This window comes from Deinococcus sedimenti, assembly GCF_014648135.1.
Taxonomy (GTDB): domain Bacteria; phylum Deinococcota; class Deinococci; order Deinococcales; family Deinococcaceae; genus Deinococcus; species Deinococcus sedimenti.
In genome coordinates this window covers 102,107-120,590 of record NZ_BMQN01000008.1, presented here as the reverse complement: position 1 = coordinate 120,590, position 18,484 = coordinate 102,107, and the positions used below count along the sequence as shown (strand labels likewise).

Below are 18,484 nucleotides of genomic sequence, written 5' to 3'. Positions count from 1 at the left end.
ACCGATCACACGTTCAGGGATGTGCCGTCCAGCACAGTCTCAACCTAAAGATGTCCGGTACAGAGCGTGACGTCACACGTCGCACCGCGAACAGCAGTCCATGTCACGGAAACCTGTGCAGGACCAACATACGGGTCATCACTTCACAGCGGATGAATTCTTGCAATTCCAGTGAAGCCCTGTCAGTTTTCGGGCCCCCTCATCACGAAAAAATAAATCATGCTCTTTACTTCCTTTCATTCTTTCGGGCATACTCTGGGATCAGGAGGAATTCCACTTATGGCTTACAAGAAACTCAGTGAACAGGTGCTGGAACTCAGCAACCCCCAGCGTAGCGATACCTTCGTGAAGATGTTCCAGGAAGCGGTGCGGTCCGGCAAGATCGACGGCGCGTACCTGCCCGAGCGGTTCACGATGCCCAAGCAGTTCACGCGCCGCGGCAGCACGGACACGTACCAGCGCGACACGCGTGAAATGATCTTCGACCACACGCCCGACTTTGACGCGTGGTTCGAGGAGACCAACCGCGACCTGGCCGCCGCGCGCCGGGGCGGGAATATCAAGCCCAGCATGGAAGCCGTCGAGTCCGGCCTGGTGGACTTCCAGACGATGGTCGAGGAGACGCGCCGCAAGATGCAGGCCAGCTTCGAGAAGGGCCAGGCGCTCGGCAAGGGCCGCGCGAAGGCCACCTCCGGCAAGAAGAAGAAGTAACCCCCCCCTCCAGTTCAGGCGCGGCTCCCACACACGCGGGGGCCGCGCCTGTTCCGTGCGGGTTTCCAGTCCTGGGGGGCCCCAGGTATGGTGGGGGGATGACGGTTTCCGAGACTCCACTTTCCACTTCCGCGCGGCGCGGGCTGCTGCTGGTCATGACGGGCGCGTCCGGCGTGGGCAAGGGCACGCTGCGTGAACGCTGGCTGGCCGGGCAGGACGTATTCTTCAGCACCTCCTGGACGACCCGCGAGGCCCGCCCCGGCGAGCAGGACGGCGTGCACTACGTGTTCGTGAGCTCCGAGGCGTTCGAGCAGAAGGCGCAGGCGAACGGGTTCCTGGAGCACGCGGCGTTCGTGGGGAACCGGTACGGCACGCCGATCGAGCCGATCGAGGCGGCGCTGAGTCGCGGGCAGGACGTGGTGCTGGAGATCGAGGTGGAGGGTGCCATGCAGGTCAAGGCGCGCATGGGTGAGGAGGCCATATTGATCTTCATCATGCCGCCCAGCCTGACGGAGCTGCGCCGCCGCCTGGAAGGCCGCGCGACCGAGACGCCCGACCGGATCGAGAAGCGTCTGGCGCGGGCCCGTGAGGAGATCCGCGAGGCGCACGAGTTCCGGTACGTGGTCGTGAACGACGACTTGGACCGCGCCGTGGAGGAACTCCTGGCGATCCAGCGGGCCGAGCGGGCGCGGCAGCTGCCGGAACCCGAGTGGACGGAAGCCGACCGAGAGGCGCGGGTGCGGGCCGATCACCTGCGCAGCTACACGTTCACGGACGCGCACCTGGCCCGCGTGAACGGCGAGTAAGGAAAGACCCGTGCCGCTGGAACTCGTGCAGGGGGACATCGCCGCGCAGGACGTGTGCGCGATCGTCACGGCGGCCAACAGGGAGCTGGCGGGCGGGGGTGGCGTGGACGGCGTCATCCACCGCGCGGCCGGGCCGGAGCTGCTGCGCGCCATCCGCGCCATCGGCGGGACGCCCACGGGCACGGCGGTGATCACCCCGGCGTTCGGCCTGTCGGCGCGGGGCGTGCGGCACGTGATCCACGCGGTCGGGCCGATCTGGCGCGGCGGCACCCAGGGCGAGCCGGAGCTGCTGGCCGGGGCGTACCGCCGCAGCCTGGACCTGGCGGTGCAGGCCGGGTGCCGCAGCGTGGCGTTCCCGGCGATCAGCACCGGGGTGTACGGCTACCCGCTGCCACAGGCGGCGGAGGTGACCCTGCGGACGATCACCGCGTTCCTGGCGGATCACCCGGACCTGCACGTGCGGGTGGTGCTGTTTGACGGGGGCACGCTGAACGTGTTCCGCCGCGCGTGGCAGCGAGTGACCGCCTGAGCGGCGGGTGTAGCCTGCGGGCATGGCCGATCTGACGCTGCCCACCCCGCTGGTTTCCGTGTCCTGGCTGCGCGCGCACCTGCATGACCCGCGCGTGCGGGTGCTGGACGCGCGCTACGCCCTGAGCGACCCGCTGACCGGGCGGATCGCGTACCTGGGCGGGCACGTGCCGGGGGCCGCGTACGCCGATCTGGAGACGGACCTGAGCGGCCCGGTACAACCGGACGGGTCCGGGGGGCGTCACCCGCTGCCGGACCCGTCGGCGCTGGCCGCGTGGCTAGGGAGCGTGGGCGTCGGGAACGACAGTCTGGTCGTGTGTTACGACGACCCCGGTACCGGGCAGGGCTTCTACGCGGCGCGGGCATGGTGGCTCCTGCGCTGGCTGGGGCACGCGCGGGTGGCGGTACTGGACGGCGGCTGGCCCGCCTGGGTCGCGGCGGGCGGCGAGGTCAGCACGGAGGACCCCTCCCCCACCCCGGTCACGTTCGTGCCGGACGTGCAGGCGGACCTCGTGGCGACCGCCGAGAACGTGCAGGCGCGCGGGGCGGGGACCCTCCTGATCGATTCGCGCGCGCCGGGACGCTACCGGGGCGAGGTGGAACCCATCGACCGGAAGGCCGGGCACATCCCGGGCGCCGTGAACCGCGACTGGACAGGCGCGCTGGACGGATCGGGCCACTGGCGGGACGCGGGCGCGCAGGCGGCGCGGCTGGACGCTGGAAACGCACCGACGGTCACGTACTGCGGCAGCGGGGTCAGTGCCACGCCGAACCTGCTGGCCCGCGAACTGGCAGGCGTGCCCCTGGGTCCGGACAATCGCCTGTACGCCGGGTCATGGAGCGACTGGATCAGCGACGACGCGCGCCCGGTGGCGACCGGCGAGGAATAGGGATCAGTCCTCCGCCCGCACGGGCACAGTCCCGTCGGTCCATTCCAGCGTGAGGGGCTGCCCGGGCGTGACCTGCGCGGCGCGGGTGACGGGTTGCCCGTCCGGGCCGCGCACGAGGGCGTAGCCGCGGGCCAGGGTGCGCTGCGGGGTGAGGCCCAGTGCCTGCCGCATCAGGGCGTCCACGTCCTGCGCGGCGCGGTCCACGTGCCGGGTCGCGGCGCTGCGGGCGCGGTCCAGCGTCCAGTCCGCGCCCGCCTGGGCGTCCACGAGGACCTGCGTGGCGTGGGCGCGGATGCTGCGGGCGTCCTCCTGCGCCTGCGCGGCGGCCCCCGCGACGGTGCGGACGATCAGCGCGGCGGCCTTGCTGGGCGTGTCCACGCGGGTATGGGCCACCTCGTCGGGGAGGGTGTCGTCCCGCGCGTGCCCCAGGCCCGTGATGACCGGCGCGGGGAAGGTCGCCAGGGCGCGCGCGAACGCGAGGTCGTTCAGCCACGCGAGGTCCGTGACGGCCCCGCCGCCGCGCAGGACGACCAGCGCGTCCAGCGGTTCCCGCGCGTGCAGGGTGCGGGCTTCCCCGGCGGCGCGCAGGAGGCTGGGCGCGGCGTCGCGGCCCTGGAAGGTGGCCTCCAGGTACAGCGGGCGCAGTACCCCGGCGGCCTCCAGCGGGTCGATCTCGCGGCGGAAGTCGCCCAGCCCGGCCGCCTCGCGGGGGGCGATCACCGCGAAGCGCAGGAAGTCCTCGGGGGCGGGCAGCAGGCGGTTGAGGCCGTAGACGCCCTCGCGGACCAGGGTCTCGCGGTGCTCGGCGAGGCGCAGCGCGGCGTCCCCCAGCGTGAATTCCGGCGCGACGTCCAGCACGTTCAGCGAGAAGCCGTACTGCTCGTGGAAGGTCGCCTCGGCGAACAGCAGCACCTTCAGGCCCGCCGTGAGGGTGCCGCCCGTCGCGCGGCGGAACTTGCCCTCCAGGCTGAAGCGTTCGCGGGCCCACACGGTCGCGCGGCACTTGGCGACCTCGCCGTCCTCTGCGGCCTGTACGAGATCCAGGTACAGGTGGCGGCGGTCCGTGACGCTGGCGATCTCCGCGCGGACCCACACGGCGCCCGGCAGGCCCCGCGCGACGACCTGCCCCACGTACGCGAGGAGTTCGGACAGTTCCAGGAACTGCTCCGGGGGGCGGGTCGCGCCGCTGCTCCCCCCCTCCCCGGTCTTCTTGCGGCGGGTCACAGGCGGCCCCCCAGCGTGCGGCCCGCCACGGCCGCCAGGATGCCCAGCGTGACGCTGAGGGTCGCGTACAGCAGCGCCGCGCCGCCCCGCCCGTGCGCGAGCAGATCGTCGAGCTCGACACTGAACGTGCTGAAGGTCGTGAAGGCGCCCAGCACCCCGGTCCCGAACGCCAGCCGCGCCGCGTCCGGCCACACGCCCCGGCCCACCAGCGCCAGCGTCAGGCCCAGCAGGAACGACCCCGCGACGTTGATCAGCAGGACCGGCACGGGAAACGCGGCGCGCAGCGCCAGCGGCGCCAGCAGCAGCTGCGTGCCGTAGCGCGCGGCGGCCCCCACGGCGCCGCCTGCCATCACCCACAGCCACGCGTTCACCCTTCCAGCATAGAGTCCGCGCGGGAGTCTGCCATCCTGCGGGCATGATCAGGGCGCGGCGACTCAGCGACGGGCAGGACTTCCCCTGGAACGGGGAGCACGACAACGTCTGGGTGGACACCCAGGACCCCACCCCGGACGAACTGGCCGCGCTGCGCGCCGCGTTCCCCCTGAACCGCCTCGCGCTGGAGGACGCCCTGGAACGCGGCCACTGGAGCCGCGCCGAGGCCTACCCGGAGCACGCGTTCATCACCGTGCGCTCCTACGTGAATCCCGCGCAGGCCGACGAGTTCACCGAACGCCTGAGCGTCTTCACGTTCGGCAGCGCCGTCCTGACGCACAGTCCCGGCGGGACCGGCGCGCTGGACAGCGTGTGGAATCTCGTCGGGCGCGACAGCGTGAACACCGCGCAGGAGGTCACCTACGAACTGCTGGACCACACCGCCGACACCTTCTTCACCGCCGCCGACGCGCTGGAGGCCCGCGTGGACGACCTGGAGGAACGCGTGTTCCAGCGCGTCCGCGAAAACCCCGTCCCGGCCGTGTTCGAACTCAAGCACCTCGTGTCCCAGGCGCGGCGTCTGGCGACCGACGCGCGCGAGGCGACCGCGCTGCTGGGCCGCCACGCCAACTGCACCCCGGCCGATCTGGTGCGCTACCGGGACGTGCAGGACTCCTTCACGCGCGCCGCCGGACGCTTCGACACGCTGCGCGACCTCCTGACGAACCTGCTCGACCTGCACCTGAACCTCCAGAGTCAGCGCATGAACGAGGTCATGCGGACCCTGACCGCCGTCAGCGTGATCTTCCTGCCGCTGACGTTCCTGGCAGGCGTATGGGGCATGAATTTCGAGTTCATGCCGGAACTCAAGAGCCCCTTCGGTTACGCCCTGGCGTGGGGCACGTTCCTGCTGATCGGCGGGGCCCTCAGCGTGTACTTCAAACGCCGCGGCTGGTGGTGACGCGGGCGGGAACGGACGCGGCGGGCAAGAAAGAACCCCGCCACGGGGGCGGGGAACGTGGTGCACTCGCCGCGATTCGAACGCGGGGCCTGCCCCTTAGGAGGGAGGCCCGCACAGATTTACGGGCAGTGACGCAAGAGAACGGGGGTTCTGATTTACGCCGCCCAGGGGGGCATTTTCGCCTCTCGCCCGCCACGGTTCATGCACTCTGGATAACGCATGTGCGCGGGCGTGTTGGTCACGGGTTGGTCACGGTTGGTCATGCACGCCTGTGTTCTGCAGATCACGGGACGCCACGGATTATGTTATCTTTTGATATGCCCATCACCGGACGCCGCGCCGCCCCCATGACCCGCCTTGAGCGGCGGTCAGCGCGGCGTGAGGCTGAACGGGACTACCTGAGCGAGCTGCGCGGGGATAAGTCCCGTGCGAACTGGTACCACGCGCTGGGGCTGCCCATGTGGACGCTGGGCGGCTTCATCCCGCGCGGCGGCATGGAAGCCTGGGAAGAGGCGTCAGCGCAAGCGGAAGCCACGCACCGCGCCCACTGGGCTGTCCAGAGCGACACGACCCGCTGGTACGCCGCCCAGGTGGCAGCGGGCCGGAGGGTCACGACCGCAGAGCTTGCCGAGCGGCTGGGCGCGGTCGACGAGGCGCACGGGGCGCGGTTGCTGGAAGCCTGGGCTTTCGACCTGTTCCACCTGCACCGGCACCTGTGGCGGGCGCTGAAGCGTCAGGAAGCCCATGAAGCCGGTCTGACGGGCGGAGAGATACAGGCCCAGGTACGCCGCGAGGAAGCCCGCCTGCAGGCCCTCACAGCCCGCCCCGCGCTGCCCGTGCCGCCCAGCCGCGTGAAGAGGCCGCGCCCAGTCGAGTACCGGCCCCAGGTTCAACCGAACGCCCCGACCAACTGAGAACTTCCGCCAAGAGCTGAAGTTCTGCCCCCGCATCGATGCGGGGTGAAGTTGGAAGGTGTTCCCTTGACTGCTATCCACCTGGAAGACACGGGCGCGACTGCGCCCACCCTGCCCGCGTTCCTTGACGTTCCCCAAGCTGCCGCGCACCTGGGCGTGCACGCCGCGCTGGTCTACAAAGAAATTCGCGCCGGTCGACTGCGGGCCGTGAAGATCGGTGCGCGAGTCATCCGCATTCCCCGCGAGGCGCTGGACGCCTACGTGGCAGCCCAGAGCACGGGGGCCAACTGATGCCCCCCGGTGGACAGGACCGGGGGGCGGCGCAGGCAGGCGCTTTGCCTAGTTTAGAAGACGGCACGCTGAATGCAACGGCCCTGATGCACGCCCTTCCTGCCCCGGCTGGCGAGGCCCGCGCGAAAGCTGCTGACCGCGCATGGTTCAGTGAGCACCCGGACGCCCTGAGCTACGTGCGGGAGTGCGTGCCGGATGAAGTGCACCCGCTGCTACTCGCCACCTGGGGCGGGGAGCCTGCAGCGGTGGCCGTGGCGATCGTGAACGCTGACCTGTACGTGCGTCTGTTCCTAACCCCTGGGACGCTTCACGCGACTGGGCGAGTCTGGGCTGAGAAAGCGGCCCGCAAGGTACGCGCCCGCCTCAAGCGGCGCAGCAAGGGGCAGCGGTGACCCCTACACCTATCGAGTGGTACCGGCTTCTGCATGAAGGGCTGACGCTGGGCAACGGGCAAGTTGAGTTCAGGCTCAAGCGGCCCAGTGGGGGCGGCATGAAAAGCGTATGGATGCCGTGGCCTACGTTCCCTGAGCACCCCCAGGCGTTCACGCCTGAGCACATCCCCCAGGATCAAGAGGTGTACTTCGGCATGGCGCGGCGGCGCGACACGTCCAGCGGGGCGCGGGATAACTGCCTGATGACCCCCCTTCATTGGGTCGACCTGGACCTAGCAGACGCCCCCAGCTACACGGGCGGACTGACCAAAGACACGCTGCTTGAAACGGACCCGGCAGAGCTGCGCGAGTACAAAGCGACCCTGTTCGCTGACCTGCTGACGGCGTGCGACCGGCTGAAGCTACCCCCCCGCGCCGTGGTTGATAGCGGGCACGGCCTGCATGTGTACTGGCTGCGCCACACCTCGCCTGATGACGGCACGGAAACGGAAGAGGTGAACCGCGCCCTCGCCGGGGCACTCGCTGACCTGGGGGCAGACGCGAAAGTTCACGACTTGCCGCGCATCCTGCGGCTTCCGGGCGGCGTAAACCTGAAGAATCCGGCGCGGCCCCTGCCGGTGGACGTCTGGCTTTCTGAAGCTGACGCCTGGGCAGAACGCGAGGCGCTGAACGCGCTGACCAGGGTGAAAGCTGCGCCGCCGCTTTCGCCGGTCAAGCCTGCCCCGGTACCGGCCCAGGTGGGCAGCGGTGCGCCCGCTGAGCGGTACGTGAACCGGGCCGTGGATGAAGAGTGCGCGGCCGTGGCGAGCGCCGGGGAAGGCGGGCGGAATGACGCGCTGAACCGGGCAGCGTTCAACCTGGGCACGCTGGTAGGCGCCGGGGTGCTGGATGAACAGCACGCGGCCCAGGTGCTCACGGCAGCCGGGGAAGCGGCGGGCCTTGAGGTGGGCGAGATTCGGGACACCGTGCGCTCAGGCCTGGGCAGCGGGAAAGCCAAGCCGCGCGACCTGAGCGGCGTAGGCCAACGGGACGCGAGGGGAATGGCGGGCATCGATGTGGGCACCCTGCCCGCTGCGGACGTCATACCGGAAGCGGAACACTGGACGGGCGAAGACAAAGCGGACTACAGCGACCGGCAAGTGCTCGAGCTGCTGGGCCTAGACGGCTGGCCTGTGACCGCGCCGGATACGGACACCGCGCATGGGTACCGCCTGGTCAAGCTGGCCGGGGGTGACCTGGGGTACACCGGCAAGCTGGGCGGGTGGCTGGCCTACACCGGCCGGCAGTGGGTGCAGGGCGCCGGACGGAAAGGGGACGGCGCGGGCGATCTGTTGGCCCAGCAACTCACGCAGAAGCTGAGCGGGACCATGAAACCGGAAGTGGCGCGACTCTTTGCCCTGCGTGGCGTACTCGCCCCCGTGGAATCCCGGAAGCGGGACAGCGCCGCCATGGAGCGGGCCGCGTGGCGACACGTCAAGGCGGCGAAGTCCGTAGAAGGGAACGGACGTCAGAAAGCGATTCTGGAAGCGGCCCGCCCGCTGCTGATGATCGATCACACCCGCTTTGAACCGCGCCCGTTCGTGCTGGGCTTCCAGAATGGCGTGTGGGACGCGGGGCAGTGGCGGGAGCACAGGCGAGAGGACTACATGCTCACCCTCGCGCCGGTCGAGTACCACCCGGACGCTGACCAGAGTGATTGGCTGGACGTGCTGAACCGCATGACGGGCGGGGACGCTGACCTTGCCCTGGGCCTGCAGGATGTGACCGGGTACGCCCTGAGCGGCGCGAGTACGCACCGCGTGTTGCCCTGGGCATACGGCCCCAGGGGCACCGGCAAGAGCACGTATACCGAGCTGCTGGGCACGCTGCTGGGGGACATGGCCGCGAGCCTGGACACGAAACTGTTCACGGCGGACGGCGCCCGCGAGCGGCTGGGCGCGGCCGTGTGGGGAAAGCGGGCGGTGTTCTGCGCTGAAGCCGGGAACGCGCGACTGGACGCGGAGCTGCTGAAGACCCTGAGCGGCGGCGACCGGCTGCCCGTGCGGTTCCTCTTCAGCGAGGGCTTCACGGCCACGCCACGGCACATGCTGCTGATGGTGGCGAATGACGCGCCCAAAGTTGAAGCGTATGACGACGCGCTGAAAGACCGCGTGCTGGCCTTGCCGTTCGTGCACCCGCTTCATGGGGCGGGCCTGCCCGACTTGCTGGGAGGTCGGCGTATCGAGGCGGCGCGGCAAGACCCGGCGTCCGCCCTGTGCCGGGGCTTCACAGCCTGGGCCGTCGAGGGGCTGGCGAGATTCCACCGGACGGGACGCCTGCACCGTTCCAGGGCGAGCGCGAGCGCCACGGCGCAGTTCTGGGCGGACGTTGACCCGCTGCAGGAATTCTGGGCGGACGTGGGCCGTGAGGCATTCGCGCTGAACGGCATGAAGGCCGGGGAACTGCGGGCGCTGTATCTGGCCTGGGCGGAACAGGTGGGCGTCCGCCCCTACGCCATGAAGAAATGGGGGCAGGCCTGCGCGGCCGTCGGATTGGAAAACGTGAAGCGGGCGGGCGGCTTGCGCTTCTGGACGCTAAAAAACCCTGATCTGTTCCCCGTTGACGGGGCGGCCCAGGGTGCGGAAGCGGGGGGCAGTGGCGCAAGTGGCGCAACTGCACCTATTTCCAATTCCTTTCACGAGAAAACCCCTATAGAAAATTCTCCCTTAGAAGAATTGGAAAATAGCTCTGTTGCGCCACTTGCGCCACTCGCCCCGGCAAGCGGTGAACTGTGACCCTCTCAGAGCTGCGGGCGGCACTCGCCCAGGCGGGCGTTCACCTGGGATGCACAGAGGCCGGACGCCTGCGGTATGACGCGCCGGGGCCGCTGCCCGTGGCCTTGGTCGAAGGCATGAAGGCGCACCGCGCGGCCCTACTGCGGCAGGTCGAACAGGGCCGCACCGCTGACGGCCGGCTGAACGTGGCAGCCCTCGCGGCCCAGCGGGGGCACTGCGGATGCTGCGCCCGGTGGAACGGCCCAGATGCCTACGGGGACGGCCTGTGCAGCCTGGGCCGCGCCGCGCATGGCTGGCTGGACGGCAACCCCAGAGCGCCCGTGCTCACCGTTTCACACCACGCCTGCGCGGCCCAGGCTGGCAAGGGCTGGAAGGCCCGCACACATGGAGGGAATGACCATGCCTGAATGGATCTTGGAGACTCGCCCGCCCACCGTCAGCCGGGAACGCTGGCACACCCTGAGCACGCCCCAGCGCCACGCCGCCGTGCGCGGGTACTGGCGAGGCCTGAGCCTGAGCACACGGCAGATGTTGGCCCTCAAGGGCGACTGAAGGCCCCCAGCACGACGAAAAGCCCCCCAGTCTCGGGGGGCTTTCTCGCGTGGATTTTCGGCTTTCTACGGGGTGCCGCCGCGCGGATGATGTCTTTTGCTGTCATCCCCACTGGTCAGGCCCAGGTGCGGGCACGTCGACCGCCTGGGCGTGGGGAAGCGCGGCGCGTACCTCGCTGACCAGTTCGGGGGGGATGAAGTACGCGCGGCGCGTTCCTCCCCAGTCGACCAACTGGGCCGCGCCGCTCCAGTGCAGGTACAGGCGGGGCGCGGTGAGGCTGCCCGCCCGGACGGCTTCACGGTTGCCGCGCTGGCCTTCCACGATCAGCACGGGCGGCTGCGCGGCGGTCACGGCCTGCACTGCGGGCATGGGCTTCAGCGGGTGGTGTTCGCTCAGGAGTTCCCGCGCGATGACCTGCAGGGCGGGCGAGTCGCTGGGGGCGCTGAACGTGTGTAGGTGCGTGCCGCTGGGCGTGCTCAGGTGCACGTCGACTTCCGGCCCGCGTTCCTGCAGGCTGACCAGGAGGGGCACAGCGAAGGTCAGCGTGCGTCCGGCGTGGGTGCTGAAGTGCGCGAGGTCAGGACTGACGTGCACGGCGGTCAGGGTGGGGTGCATGGGCGTGTTCATGGTGTTCCTCCGGGTGGCTCAGTCGTTGAAGTAGGGCAAGAGGTCCGGCAGCAGCGCGTCCGGCACTGCGTAGGCAGGTGCGCCCGGACGCGCCCACAGGGACAGCACGCTCAGTTCACCGTGTGGCGCTGCGAGCAGCCATTGACTGGGCAGGAGCACAGCCCGCGTGCCTTCATCCAGGGTGAGCGTGTCCCCGCTGGTCAGTTCCAGGCTCAGGCGCTGCGGGGTGCTACCCGGCAGGATGCGTTCAACCCTGGGCAGGGCGGCGGGGGTGAAGGTTGATTCTTGGGTCATAGGTTCCTCGCAGTGGGGGGCCTGTCGCGGCCCCCCGGTGGGCGTTAGGCGGCGTGGGGGTGGGTGTAGGTCAGGAAGGCCCAGACGGCGCGGGCTTCCGCTTCCGTGAGGGCAGCGAGGCTGAACACGGGGCGGTCCAGGGCAGCCCCGGCGAAGGCGTAGTGCTCACCGCTGGGGACTCCGGCGCGGCCCATGAGGCGGTGCAGTTGGGCCGCGCGGGGCTTGCCGATCACGGGCGCGGGGGTGGGGGTGCGGTACTCGCTGACCAGTTCCACGCGGGCGGCGCGGTTCAGGATGCTCACGGCGTGCGCGACCGTGGCGGGCTGCCCGTCGACCTGGGCGGTCTGGTTGCCGTGCTGGTCAGCCGTGAGGGTCACGGTGTTCAGGGTGTCGCCCCAGTGCTCACCGTAGGGGCGGTGTTCGGTGGTGGTGTTCCAGGTGCGCGTGATGTTGCGGGGCTTGGTAGTCTGCATGTCGATTCCTTCCTGTCTTGGGTGGAGTCAGCCGGGGCGGTCATTTCTTCGCGGGAGTGCCGCCCCTTCTGCTGTCTTGAAATATATCAGTTTATGATCTAGTATGTCAACGGGTGATATACAGATGACTGGAATGAACGACCAAGTACGGCAGGCAGTCAGGGAACGCATGAAGGCCCAGGGCATGACCCAGACAGAGCTAGGGGACGCGGTGGGCATGGCCCAGCCAAACATTCAGCGCCTACTCGCTGGGCGCGTGGGTGCCGTCCCCGAAAGCTGGCAGAAAGTCCTAGACGCGCTGGGCCTCGAGCTGCAGGCCGTCCCCAAGCGGGAAGGCTAGGCCGTGGCACGGGCCAAAGCGAAGGCAGATCAGAAGGCCGGGAACGGGCGCGGCAGTATCGACCCGCTACCCAGCGGGAAGTACCGCTGGCGTATCACGGTGGGTCTGAAACCCGACGGGACGCCCATCCGCAAGACCGGCACGGCCCCCAGCGAGCGGGAAGCCTGGGCGGCCATGACTCAGGCCCAGGCGGACCACCTGCGCGGCGGCGTGGCTGCCCCGGACCGCGTGACGCTGCGCGAGTGGCTGGACAGGTGGCTTGAAGGCAAGCGGCCCAGCCTCGCGGCGAAGACACACCACAACTACCGCAAGCTGATCGACCTGCACATCTCCCCCACCCTGGGCCGGAAGCGGCTGCAGGAGGTGCGGCCCGCTGACCTGCGTGCGCTGTATACGGCCCTTGGGGCGGCTGGCCTGACCGACACGCAGCGGCAGACGCACAACATCTTGCACGGGGCCTTCAGTGAGGCACTACGGCTTGAGCTGGTCATGCGCGACCCGACCGCCGTAGTCCGGCCCCAGCCGGTCAGGCGGGACGCGCCCCAGGAAGAGAAGGCCCTGACTGCTGAAGAGGTTGCCGCGCTCCTGCCCGCGCTTCAGTCGAGCCGCTGGGGGCTGATCTTCGAATTCATGCTGCACACCGGCCTACGCCGTGGCGAGGCGTGCGGGCTGAAGTGGGCGCACGTCGACCTGGAAGCCGGGACAATCCGCATCACTGAGAACCTAGTCACGGTGGGCGGGAAGTCTCAGATCAGCACGCCCAAGACAGCGAAGAGTGCGCGGCGCGTGCACCTGTCCCGCGAGGCTCTGGACTGCCTGAACCGTCAGAAGGCCCTGCAGGACTTTGAACGGGCCGCACTCGCCCCTGGGCAGCCCGTGCCGGGGCACCCCAAGGGGTATGAGCGTAAGCGGGTGTGGAAAGACACCGGGTACGTGTTCACGGGCCTGTCTGGCGTGCCGTTCCTGCCGGACAAACTGAAGCGGTACCTCACGGCCTTCTGCACTCAGGCAGGCGTGCGGGAAGTCACGGTGCACGGGCTGCGGCACACGCACGCCTCGCTGATGCTGCGCCGGGGCGTGCCGCTGGAAGTGGTGAGTGAGAAGCTGGGGCACTCGCGGCCCAGCTTCACGGCTGACGTCTACCGGACGGTCTACCAGAGCGAGCATGAAGAGTGGGCCGTGAACCTGTCCGACCTGGTCAAGGCGCGGCCCAGGGTGGTGAATTAATCTCCGCCGCGTCAGGCACGCGTGACAACAAAAAAGGTAATAGTGAAGCTATGAAAAAATTTCTGGCCATCGCAGCGTTTCTGATGTTGGGAAATGCCATTGCCGCCGAACGGGTATCCGTATGCGCGAAATACCGCACAAATAGCGGATGGTCGAAGGGTTATAAGGTTGACGCGGTTCTTTACAAGGGAACCGAACTGAACCAAGCAACCAAAAGCTTCGATTACAGCGCTTTCTCTAGCTACGTAGTCATTTTCTGGTCAAAAACCAATGCGTCGATTATTGAGATGGATTTCCCTTGGCTCTCTGTGATCGGCAGTTCAGGCAAGGAGCGCGACGGAACCAAGTGGGAAATATCCAAGAGCACGACACTTTGCTATTGACGCCGGTTGGTCACGCGTTGGTCACGCGCCCCGCCGGGCGGACTCACAGAAAAACAGAACCCCGCGCTGAGCGGGGTTTTTTCTGGTGCACTCGCCGCGATTCGAACGCGGGGCCTGCCCCTTAGGAGGGGGCCGCTCTATCCAGCTGAGCTACGAGTGCGTGGGGCGCAACTGGCGGCTGGAAGTATAGCAGGGGCGCTGCGGAACGTTCACGCCCGCTCGGATGAGATAATCATGTAAGTCCGGTGTACCTATACTGGCTTGAGGTCCCTCATGACGAACGCTGTGTACACCATGACCGTCCGCGCCCTGGCTGGCGTGGTCTCTGAGCGGGCGGCTGAAACGATGGTGCGGTCGGTGCTGCGCGAGCAGAACCTGCTGCCGGAAACCGTGAGTGCCCAGGAGATGCAGCGCCTGCTCTCCGGGCCGCTGCTGTCGCGCCTGAGTGCCGTGATGCCGGCCGCCCGGGCGCGGCGGGAACTGCTGAGCCTGTCCGGCCAGATGGCCGAGAAATACCCCAAGGCCCCCACCCTGTTCATCGAGAGTGGTCCGCACGCCACCTGGGACGACCCGCAGGACACCGGCGGGTGGGATGACCTGGGCCTGGGTGCAGACGATTTCGAGTTCGACGATCCGGAGTTCGCGACCGGCCTGACCGGACGCTCGTACGACCTGGCCACCACGCTCGATCAGGACACCCTGATTCAGACGCTGGGCCGACTGGCGGGCGTGCAGGGCGTGATGGTCTGCCGCGCCAACGGCGAGGTGCTGCGCGTGCGGGCCGTGAAGGACGCCAACGGCCTGGCGGGTGTGGTGGCGGCCAGCGCCATGCTGTTCCAGAAGCGGGCGCTGCGGCTGCTGTCGGCCGACCTGGGCGGGCAGACCGTGTGCGTGTGCCCGCTCGGCGAGTACTGCGTGGCCGTGATCGCGAACTCGCAGGCGAACGTGGGCCGGCTGCTCGTGGAGCTGCAGCAGATCAAGGTGGCGGCGTGAACCTGCGCCGGGCAGGACTGGCCTGGGTCGTCACGGCGCTGCTGGGCGCGGCCGGCGCGCAGAACCTCACCGCGTACGGCGCGCTGGCCTCCAACCTGGACGGCGCGGTGCAGGCGCGCGCCCAGTCGGCCGAGGCGGCCCTGAACCGCCTGGACGCGGCGGGCAAGGCGCTGGATGACCTGGCCCCCACGCTGCGCAATCAGCAGATCGTCAGTGGCCTGCGGGACGCGCTGAGCCGCAGCCGCGCGGCCCTGGCCCGCACCCCGGCGGAACTGGAAGCGCAGGTGCAGCTGGCCCGCGGCCTGATGCGCAAGGCGCTGTACGACCAGAGTCTGGTGGCCCTGGGCGAGCAGCCCGCCAATGCCGACGCGCAGTTGCGGGTCCTGTCGCGTGAGTTCGGCCTGACGGGCGAGGCGGCGCAGGCCCTGGCCACCGACGCCCGGGCCGGCCGCCTGGAACGCACCGCGTGGCGGTTGCAGCGCGCGGCGGTGCAGAAGGTCAGCGCGTCCCTGCAGGCCACGCAGGCCACGCAGACGACCGCGTCGTACGTGAACCTGGCCCGCGCGACCGGGTGGTTCACGGTGGTGCAGGATTCCAGCAGCGCGGGCACCCTGAAACTCTCGCAGTTCGGGGACGCCCTGCGTCAGCTGACAGGGGGCGATACGGCGGCCCTGGGCACCTCGCTGACGACCCTGCGGCAGGGAACGCGGACCTTCGCGCAGGCGCTGACCACGCCACCCAGCGCGACCGGCACGCCCCCGGCGACCCCCGCACCAGCCCAGCCGAGCCCGCCCAGCACCAGCCAGAACCCGGCCACCACGCCGGGCACGGCAGGCACCGGGACCGGCAGCACCACGCCCCCCACCTCCGGGGCCGGGACCACGCGGTCCAGCGGGACCGAAGCGGTGTACGCCGCCCTGGGCCGCGCGCTGGCCGCCACCGGCCACGCGGATGGCGCCCGCGCCCGCACCGCGCTGCAGGAGGCGGCGACGCTGCTGGGCCGGACCGGCACGCCCCTGCGGGACACCACGGCATTCCAGGCGTTGCAGGGCGGACTGGAGTCCGCGCAGAACCGCGCCGCGCTGCGCCCCAGCGACGTGCAGGCCCTGATCTCCGGGCTGGCGAACGCCGAGCAGGCCGCGCAGGGCGAGCCGGTCAGCGCTCTGGACCGCACGTCGCTGGGAACGGCCGGCTGGTTCAGCGGCTGGCTGCGCGCCCTGGTGTTCCTGCTGCTGGGCCTGGGTGTGGCTGCCCCGCTGTACCTGCTGAACCTGGCGTTCGGGGGCCGTAACGTGTACTGGCGCGCCATCACGGGCGGGCTGATCCTCCTGCTGCTGCCGCTGTTCCTGGAGGGCGTGTTCGGCTTCCTGGGGGCCATCGGGGACGCCACGAGCGCCGGTGCGCTGGCCGGCCTGACCAACGTGACCCTCTCGCAGGGAGCGTACGCGCTGCCGTTCTGGGCGCTGCTGGCGGCCGGGGCGCTGGGCCTGCTCGCGTTCGGGTTCCGGGGGCTGTGCGTGCAGTTTGGCCTGATGGGCAGCGCGGGCGGCAGCGGTCACACCACCGTTCATCACACTGTGATTGACTGGGACGAGGACGTCTAATGGCCAGCTTGCACCGTTTACCTGTTCAGATGCTGGGGGACCTCGTGTCACCCCGCGCGCTGGAGCGCATTCTCCAGGAAGCCGCCCAGTCGCGCGGGTCCACGCTGGAACTGCTGGACGTGGCCGCACTCGAGGACATCCTCAAGAAGGAAGTCTTCAAACGACTGCAGCTGAGCGTACCCGCACCACTGGCGAAAAAACGCGTCTCCGAGGTGCTGGGCGAACTCATCAAGGCCACCCAGGAACGCATGCTGCCCGCGCAGGGCAGTCAGATCCCGGCGCTGGAGGAAGCCGCGCGGCGCTTCTCGCTGTACTTCGACTGGCCGGAAACGCAGCGCCTGCGCGGCGTGCTGACCGTCGCCCGGCAGGAGGAGAAAGACGGCCGGGACGTCGGGGATCTCGTCACCGAGGCGCAGAACCTGATCGACACCATGGACCGCCGCCTGCAGGAGGGCCTGATCGAGCAGGGGCAGGACCTCGCGGAACTGAAAGCGGCGTTCGAGCGGGTGCAGGGCATGGGCGGCAAGGACGTCCGCCGCCTGGACACCCTGATCAGCCAGATTGACGAGGCGCAGAAGCAGGGGACCCTGCTGCCCGGCGAGGTCGACCGCGCCCGGACCATCACCTTCAACCTCCGCAAGATGCTCGAATCGTCCGTCGTGCAGACCGTGCAGGCGGATCAGACCGTCATCCCGACCTCCGCCACGATCCTCGACCCGGACGCGCAGGCCCGCGTGCTGGCGCTGGAACAGGAACACGCCGCGCAGCAGCTGAGCCTGACCGAACGCGAATTCCTGCCCCTGCTGCACAGCCGACCGACCCTGCGCGAACAGCACGACCGCCTGCGCGGCCTGCAGGGCCAGGGCCAGCTGACCGCCGAACTCGTCGAGGAATGGCGCGCCCAGCTGAAAGTTGAGCGGGAACGCCTGCTCAGTGAACAGCGCGCCCAGCTGACCCAGCTGGAAACGGCACTCGCCCAGGCGACCGCCACGGCCGACATGCGCATCGCGCTGGACTCCGCCCGCCACCTGCTCGACAGCGGCAGCCTGGCCACCGACGAACTGCAGGAACTGCAGGGCATGCAGGCCGCCCTGGCCGCCGGCGTGAACGCCAGCGCGCAGCTCGAGGCGCAGCGGGAACTGCTGGACATCGAACGCTCGGCCCGCAACGTGCCCGGCGCCAGCGAGGCGCTCGCACCCATGATCGCGCAGGCCCGCACGGCCCTCACGCAGGGCGCCAGCATGGACCTCGCGGACCTGTGGACGCACCTGGAACGCCGCATGGGCGCCGCCGCGCAGGAACGCGAGGACTTCGACGCCCGCGCCGACCGGGTCGTGCGCGAGTACGACATGGTCCGCGGGCTGGCCGGGGAAACCACCCAGCGCCTGGGCCGCCTGGCCGACACCCTGCGCGCCCAGCGCCACCTGGGCCGCATGAGCGCCCAGGCCCGCGAACGCTACGAGCAGACCCTGCACGACGCCGAAGCGCTCCTCACCGAGGCGCACGCCGAGTACCGCGCCGCTCAGGAAGTGACCGCCACCTTCGGTCAGGACGCCCTGAGCGGCCTGCTGGACGTGTTCGACTTCCAGGACAGCACCGTCCCGGACACCGACCCCGGCCCGGCCATCGCGGCCCGCACCGACCCCTTCGGATTCGGCGGCAATGGTCCGGGACCCGCCAGCCCGTCGGCACCCGTCACGGCCCCGCCCACCCCAGCCCCCGCCGCGAACGCCTCGGCCCTGTTCGACACGCTCCTCTCCGGCGGCAGCGCCCCGACCCCCGCCGCCGCACCGGCTCCCGCGGCCACCCCGGCCACCCCCACCAGTCCGTTCGCCTTCAACCTGACCGCCCCAGCGGCCGAACCGGTGGAAACCTGGCTGTTCACGAACGGACAGATCCAGCACGGCGCGCACACCCTGGCCGCGCAGGGCATGGGCGCCCTGCTGCAACAGGCGAGCGCGCTGGGCCTGCAACGCCTGGACATGGGTGACGCCACGCACGTGTGGTCCGCGCGCAGCACCACGCCCGGCGAGTGGCGCCTGGGCCGCGCGCTGAACTGGACGGACCTCGACGAGCAGGTCGGCCCCTGGCTGGACACCGGCCAGAGCTAAACCCCACCCCTGATTTT

General features: G+C 69.6%; 22 protein-coding genes and 1 tRNA gene. 17 read left to right on the top strand and 6 right to left on the bottom strand.

From position 1 onward, the window contains the following. Window positions 1-279: 279 nt before the first annotated feature. The 4 genes from IEY69_RS14930 (at window position 280) to IEY69_RS14915 (ending at window position 2,935) form a co-directional block, all read left to right on the top strand. Window positions 280-711, top strand: coding sequence for a hypothetical protein (locus IEY69_RS14930; protein WP_189073930.1), 432 nt, complete (start codon window positions 280-282; stop codon window positions 709-711). A 98-nt stretch (window positions 712-809) separates the two neighbouring features. Continuing rightward, window positions 810-1,517: a guanylate kinase gene (gene gmk / locus IEY69_RS14925; RefSeq protein WP_189073929.1), complete on the top strand. Its 708-nt coding sequence runs from the start codon at window positions 810-812 to the stop codon at window positions 1,515-1,517. A 10-nt stretch (window positions 1,518-1,527) separates the two neighbouring features. After that, a complete protein-coding gene (locus IEY69_RS14920) occupies window positions 1,528-2,046 on the top strand; it encodes a macro domain-containing protein (protein ID WP_189073928.1) in 519 nt (172 codons plus the stop codon). A 22-nt stretch (window positions 2,047-2,068) separates the two neighbouring features. Further along, on the top strand, window positions 2,069-2,935 hold the full coding sequence (locus IEY69_RS14915) for a sulfurtransferase (protein WP_189073927.1): 867 nt from the start codon (window positions 2,069-2,071) through the stop codon (window positions 2,933-2,935). A 3-nt stretch (window positions 2,936-2,938) separates the two neighbouring features. On the opposite strand, the gene xseA is transcribed toward IEY69_RS14915, so the two are convergent. Then, the gene (gene xseA, locus IEY69_RS14910; RefSeq protein WP_189073926.1) at window positions 2,939-4,159 is read right to left on the bottom strand and encodes an exodeoxyribonuclease VII large subunit; all 1,221 of its coding nucleotides are present in this window, start codon (window positions 4,157-4,159) and stop codon (window positions 2,939-2,941) included. Next, window positions 4,156-4,509, bottom strand: a complete 354-nt coding sequence (gene crcB / locus IEY69_RS14905; RefSeq protein ID WP_189073945.1) for a fluoride efflux transporter CrcB — start codon at window positions 4,507-4,509, stop codon at window positions 4,156-4,158. Before crcB ends, xseA begins: the two co-directional genes overlap by 4 nt. Window positions 4,510-4,574: 65 nt before the next feature. Here crcB and IEY69_RS14900 point away from each other — a divergent pair, with 65 nt between their 5' ends. From IEY69_RS14900 to IEY69_RS14870, 7 genes are all read left to right on the top strand, one after another. After that, window positions 4,575-5,492 (top strand): magnesium transporter CorA family protein, encoded by a 918-nt coding sequence (locus IEY69_RS14900; protein WP_189073925.1) that lies wholly within the window; start codon window positions 4,575-4,577, stop codon window positions 5,490-5,492. A 317-nt stretch (window positions 5,493-5,809) separates the two neighbouring features. Further along, window positions 5,810-6,406: a hypothetical protein gene (locus IEY69_RS14895; protein WP_189073924.1), complete on the top strand. Its 597-nt coding sequence runs from the start codon at window positions 5,810-5,812 to the stop codon at window positions 6,404-6,406. Window positions 6,407-6,472: 66 nt separating this feature from the next. Beyond that, complete coding sequence (locus IEY69_RS14890) at window positions 6,473-6,697, top strand: helix-turn-helix domain-containing protein (RefSeq protein WP_217612030.1); 225 nt, start codon at window positions 6,473-6,475, stop codon at window positions 6,695-6,697. A gap of 44 nt (window positions 6,698-6,741) precedes the next feature. Beyond that, on the top strand, window positions 6,742-7,089 hold the full coding sequence (locus IEY69_RS14885) for a hypothetical protein (RefSeq protein ID WP_189073923.1): 348 nt from the start codon (window positions 6,742-6,744) through the stop codon (window positions 7,087-7,089). A gap of 113 nt (window positions 7,090-7,202) precedes the next feature. After that, a complete protein-coding gene (locus tag IEY69_RS14880; RefSeq protein WP_189073922.1) occupies window positions 7,203-9,863 on the top strand; it encodes a phage/plasmid primase, P4 family in 2,661 nt (886 codons plus the stop codon). Further along, window positions 9,860-10,270, top strand: coding sequence for a hypothetical protein (locus IEY69_RS14875; protein ID WP_189073921.1), 411 nt, complete (start codon window positions 9,860-9,862; stop codon window positions 10,268-10,270). Before IEY69_RS14880 ends, IEY69_RS14875 begins: the two co-directional genes overlap by 4 nt. Further along, window positions 10,263-10,415 carry a hypothetical protein gene (locus tag IEY69_RS14870; RefSeq protein ID WP_189073920.1) on the top strand — a complete coding sequence of 51 codons (153 nt, stop codon included), beginning with the start codon at window positions 10,263-10,265 and terminating at the stop codon, window positions 10,413-10,415. Before IEY69_RS14875 ends, IEY69_RS14870 begins: the two co-directional genes overlap by 8 nt. Before the next feature lie 102 nt (window positions 10,416-10,517). Here IEY69_RS14870 and IEY69_RS14865 read toward each other — a convergent pair whose 3' ends face one another. Genes IEY69_RS14865 through IEY69_RS14855 form a run of 3 tightly spaced genes read right to left on the bottom strand, consistent with a single transcriptional unit; the run spans window position 10,518 to window position 11,809 of the window. Next, complete coding sequence (locus tag IEY69_RS14865) at window positions 10,518-11,042, bottom strand: hypothetical protein (RefSeq protein WP_189073919.1); 525 nt, start codon at window positions 11,040-11,042, stop codon at window positions 10,518-10,520. A gap of 18 nt (window positions 11,043-11,060) precedes the next feature. Further along, complete coding sequence (locus tag IEY69_RS14860) at window positions 11,061-11,336, bottom strand: hypothetical protein (RefSeq protein ID WP_189073918.1); 276 nt, start codon at window positions 11,334-11,336, stop codon at window positions 11,061-11,063. A 44-nt stretch (window positions 11,337-11,380) separates the two neighbouring features. Beyond that, complete coding sequence (locus IEY69_RS14855) at window positions 11,381-11,809, bottom strand: hypothetical protein (RefSeq protein WP_189073917.1); 429 nt, start codon at window positions 11,807-11,809, stop codon at window positions 11,381-11,383. Window positions 11,810-11,912: 103 nt separating this feature from the next. Here IEY69_RS14855 and IEY69_RS14850 point away from each other — a divergent pair, with 103 nt between their 5' ends. Genes IEY69_RS14850 through IEY69_RS14840 form a run of 3 tightly spaced genes read left to right on the top strand, consistent with a single transcriptional unit; the run spans window position 11,913 to window position 13,759 of the window. Then, entirely contained in the window at window positions 11,913-12,149 is a 237-nt protein-coding gene (locus tag IEY69_RS14850) for a helix-turn-helix domain-containing protein (protein ID WP_308425465.1), read from the top strand. Window positions 12,150-12,152: 3 nt separating this feature from the next. After that, window positions 12,153-13,376 (top strand): tyrosine-type recombinase/integrase, encoded by a 1,224-nt coding sequence (locus IEY69_RS14845; RefSeq protein ID WP_189073915.1) that lies wholly within the window; start codon window positions 12,153-12,155, stop codon window positions 13,374-13,376. Window positions 13,377-13,426: 50 nt separating this feature from the next. Further along, complete coding sequence (locus IEY69_RS14840; protein ID WP_189066015.1) at window positions 13,427-13,759, top strand: hypothetical protein; 333 nt, start codon at window positions 13,427-13,429, stop codon at window positions 13,757-13,759. An 83-nt stretch (window positions 13,760-13,842) separates the two neighbouring features. Here the strand turns inward: IEY69_RS14840 and IEY69_RS14835 are convergent. Next, window positions 13,843-13,919: transfer RNA gene (locus IEY69_RS14835), tRNA-Arg, on the bottom strand. Between the two features lie 113 nt (window positions 13,920-14,032). Here IEY69_RS14835 and IEY69_RS14830 point away from each other — a divergent pair. From IEY69_RS14830 to IEY69_RS14820, 3 genes are read left to right on the top strand one after another with little or no spacing between them, the layout of a single operon-like run. Further along, on the top strand, window positions 14,033-14,752 hold the full coding sequence (locus IEY69_RS14830; protein WP_189073914.1) for a roadblock/LC7 domain-containing protein: 720 nt from the start codon (window positions 14,033-14,035) through the stop codon (window positions 14,750-14,752). Further along, window positions 14,749-16,356 (top strand): hypothetical protein, encoded by a 1,608-nt coding sequence (locus tag IEY69_RS14825; protein ID WP_229783996.1) that lies wholly within the window; start codon window positions 14,749-14,751, stop codon window positions 16,354-16,356. Before IEY69_RS14830 ends, IEY69_RS14825 begins: the two co-directional genes overlap by 4 nt. Further along, window positions 16,356-18,467 carry a coiled-coil domain-containing protein gene (locus IEY69_RS14820; protein WP_189073913.1) on the top strand — a complete coding sequence of 704 codons (2,112 nt, stop codon included), beginning with the start codon at window positions 16,356-16,358 and terminating at the stop codon, window positions 18,465-18,467. Before IEY69_RS14825 ends, IEY69_RS14820 begins: the two co-directional genes overlap by 1 nt. The last annotated feature ends 17 nt before the right edge of the window (window positions 18,468-18,484 follow it).

What these genes read in the sequence shown, in the direction of transcription:
- IEY69_RS14865 (WP_189073919.1), bottom strand. Translation starts at nt 11,042, where the DNA reads ATGAACACGCCCATGCACCCCACCCTGACCGCCGTGCACGTCAGTCCT.
- IEY69_RS14915 (WP_189073927.1), top strand. Translation starts at nt 2,069, where the DNA reads ATGGCCGATCTGACGCTGCCCACCCCGCTGGTTTCCGTGTCCTGGCTG.
- IEY69_RS14830 (WP_189073914.1), top strand. Translation starts at nt 14,033, where the DNA reads ATGACGAACGCTGTGTACACCATGACCGTCCGCGCCCTGGCTGGCGTG.
- IEY69_RS14840 (WP_189066015.1), top strand. Translation starts at nt 13,427, where the DNA reads ATGAAAAAATTTCTGGCCATCGCAGCGTTTCTGATGTTGGGAAATGCC.
- IEY69_RS14895 (WP_189073924.1), top strand. Translation starts at nt 5,810, where the DNA reads ATGCCCATCACCGGACGCCGCGCCGCCCCCATGACCCGCCTTGAGCGG.
- gmk (WP_189073929.1), top strand. Translation starts at nt 810, where the DNA reads ATGACGGTTTCCGAGACTCCACTTTCCACTTCCGCGCGGCGCGGGCTG.
- IEY69_RS14860 (WP_189073918.1), bottom strand. Translation starts at nt 11,336, where the DNA reads ATGACCCAAGAATCAACCTTCACCCCCGCCGCCCTGCCCAGGGTTGAA.
- IEY69_RS14820 (WP_189073913.1), top strand. Translation starts at nt 16,356, where the DNA reads ATGGCCAGCTTGCACCGTTTACCTGTTCAGATGCTGGGGGACCTCGTG.
- IEY69_RS14870 (WP_189073920.1), top strand. Translation starts at nt 10,263, where the DNA reads ATGCCTGAATGGATCTTGGAGACTCGCCCGCCCACCGTCAGCCGGGAA.
- crcB (WP_189073945.1), bottom strand. Translation starts at nt 4,509, where the DNA reads ATGGCAGGCGGCGCCGTGGGGGCCGCCGCGCGCTACGGCACGCAGCTG.
- IEY69_RS14850 (WP_308425465.1), top strand. Translation starts at nt 11,913, where the DNA reads ATGTCAACGGGTGATATACAGATGACTGGAATGAACGACCAAGTACGG.
- IEY69_RS14855 (WP_189073917.1), bottom strand. Translation starts at nt 11,809, where the DNA reads ATGCAGACTACCAAGCCCCGCAACATCACGCGCACCTGGAACACCACC.
- IEY69_RS14930 (WP_189073930.1), top strand. Translation starts at nt 280, where the DNA reads ATGGCTTACAAGAAACTCAGTGAACAGGTGCTGGAACTCAGCAACCCC.
- IEY69_RS14900 (WP_189073925.1), top strand. Translation starts at nt 4,575, where the DNA reads ATGATCAGGGCGCGGCGACTCAGCGACGGGCAGGACTTCCCCTGGAAC.
- IEY69_RS14880 (WP_189073922.1), top strand. Translation starts at nt 7,203, where the DNA reads ATGCCGTGGCCTACGTTCCCTGAGCACCCCCAGGCGTTCACGCCTGAG.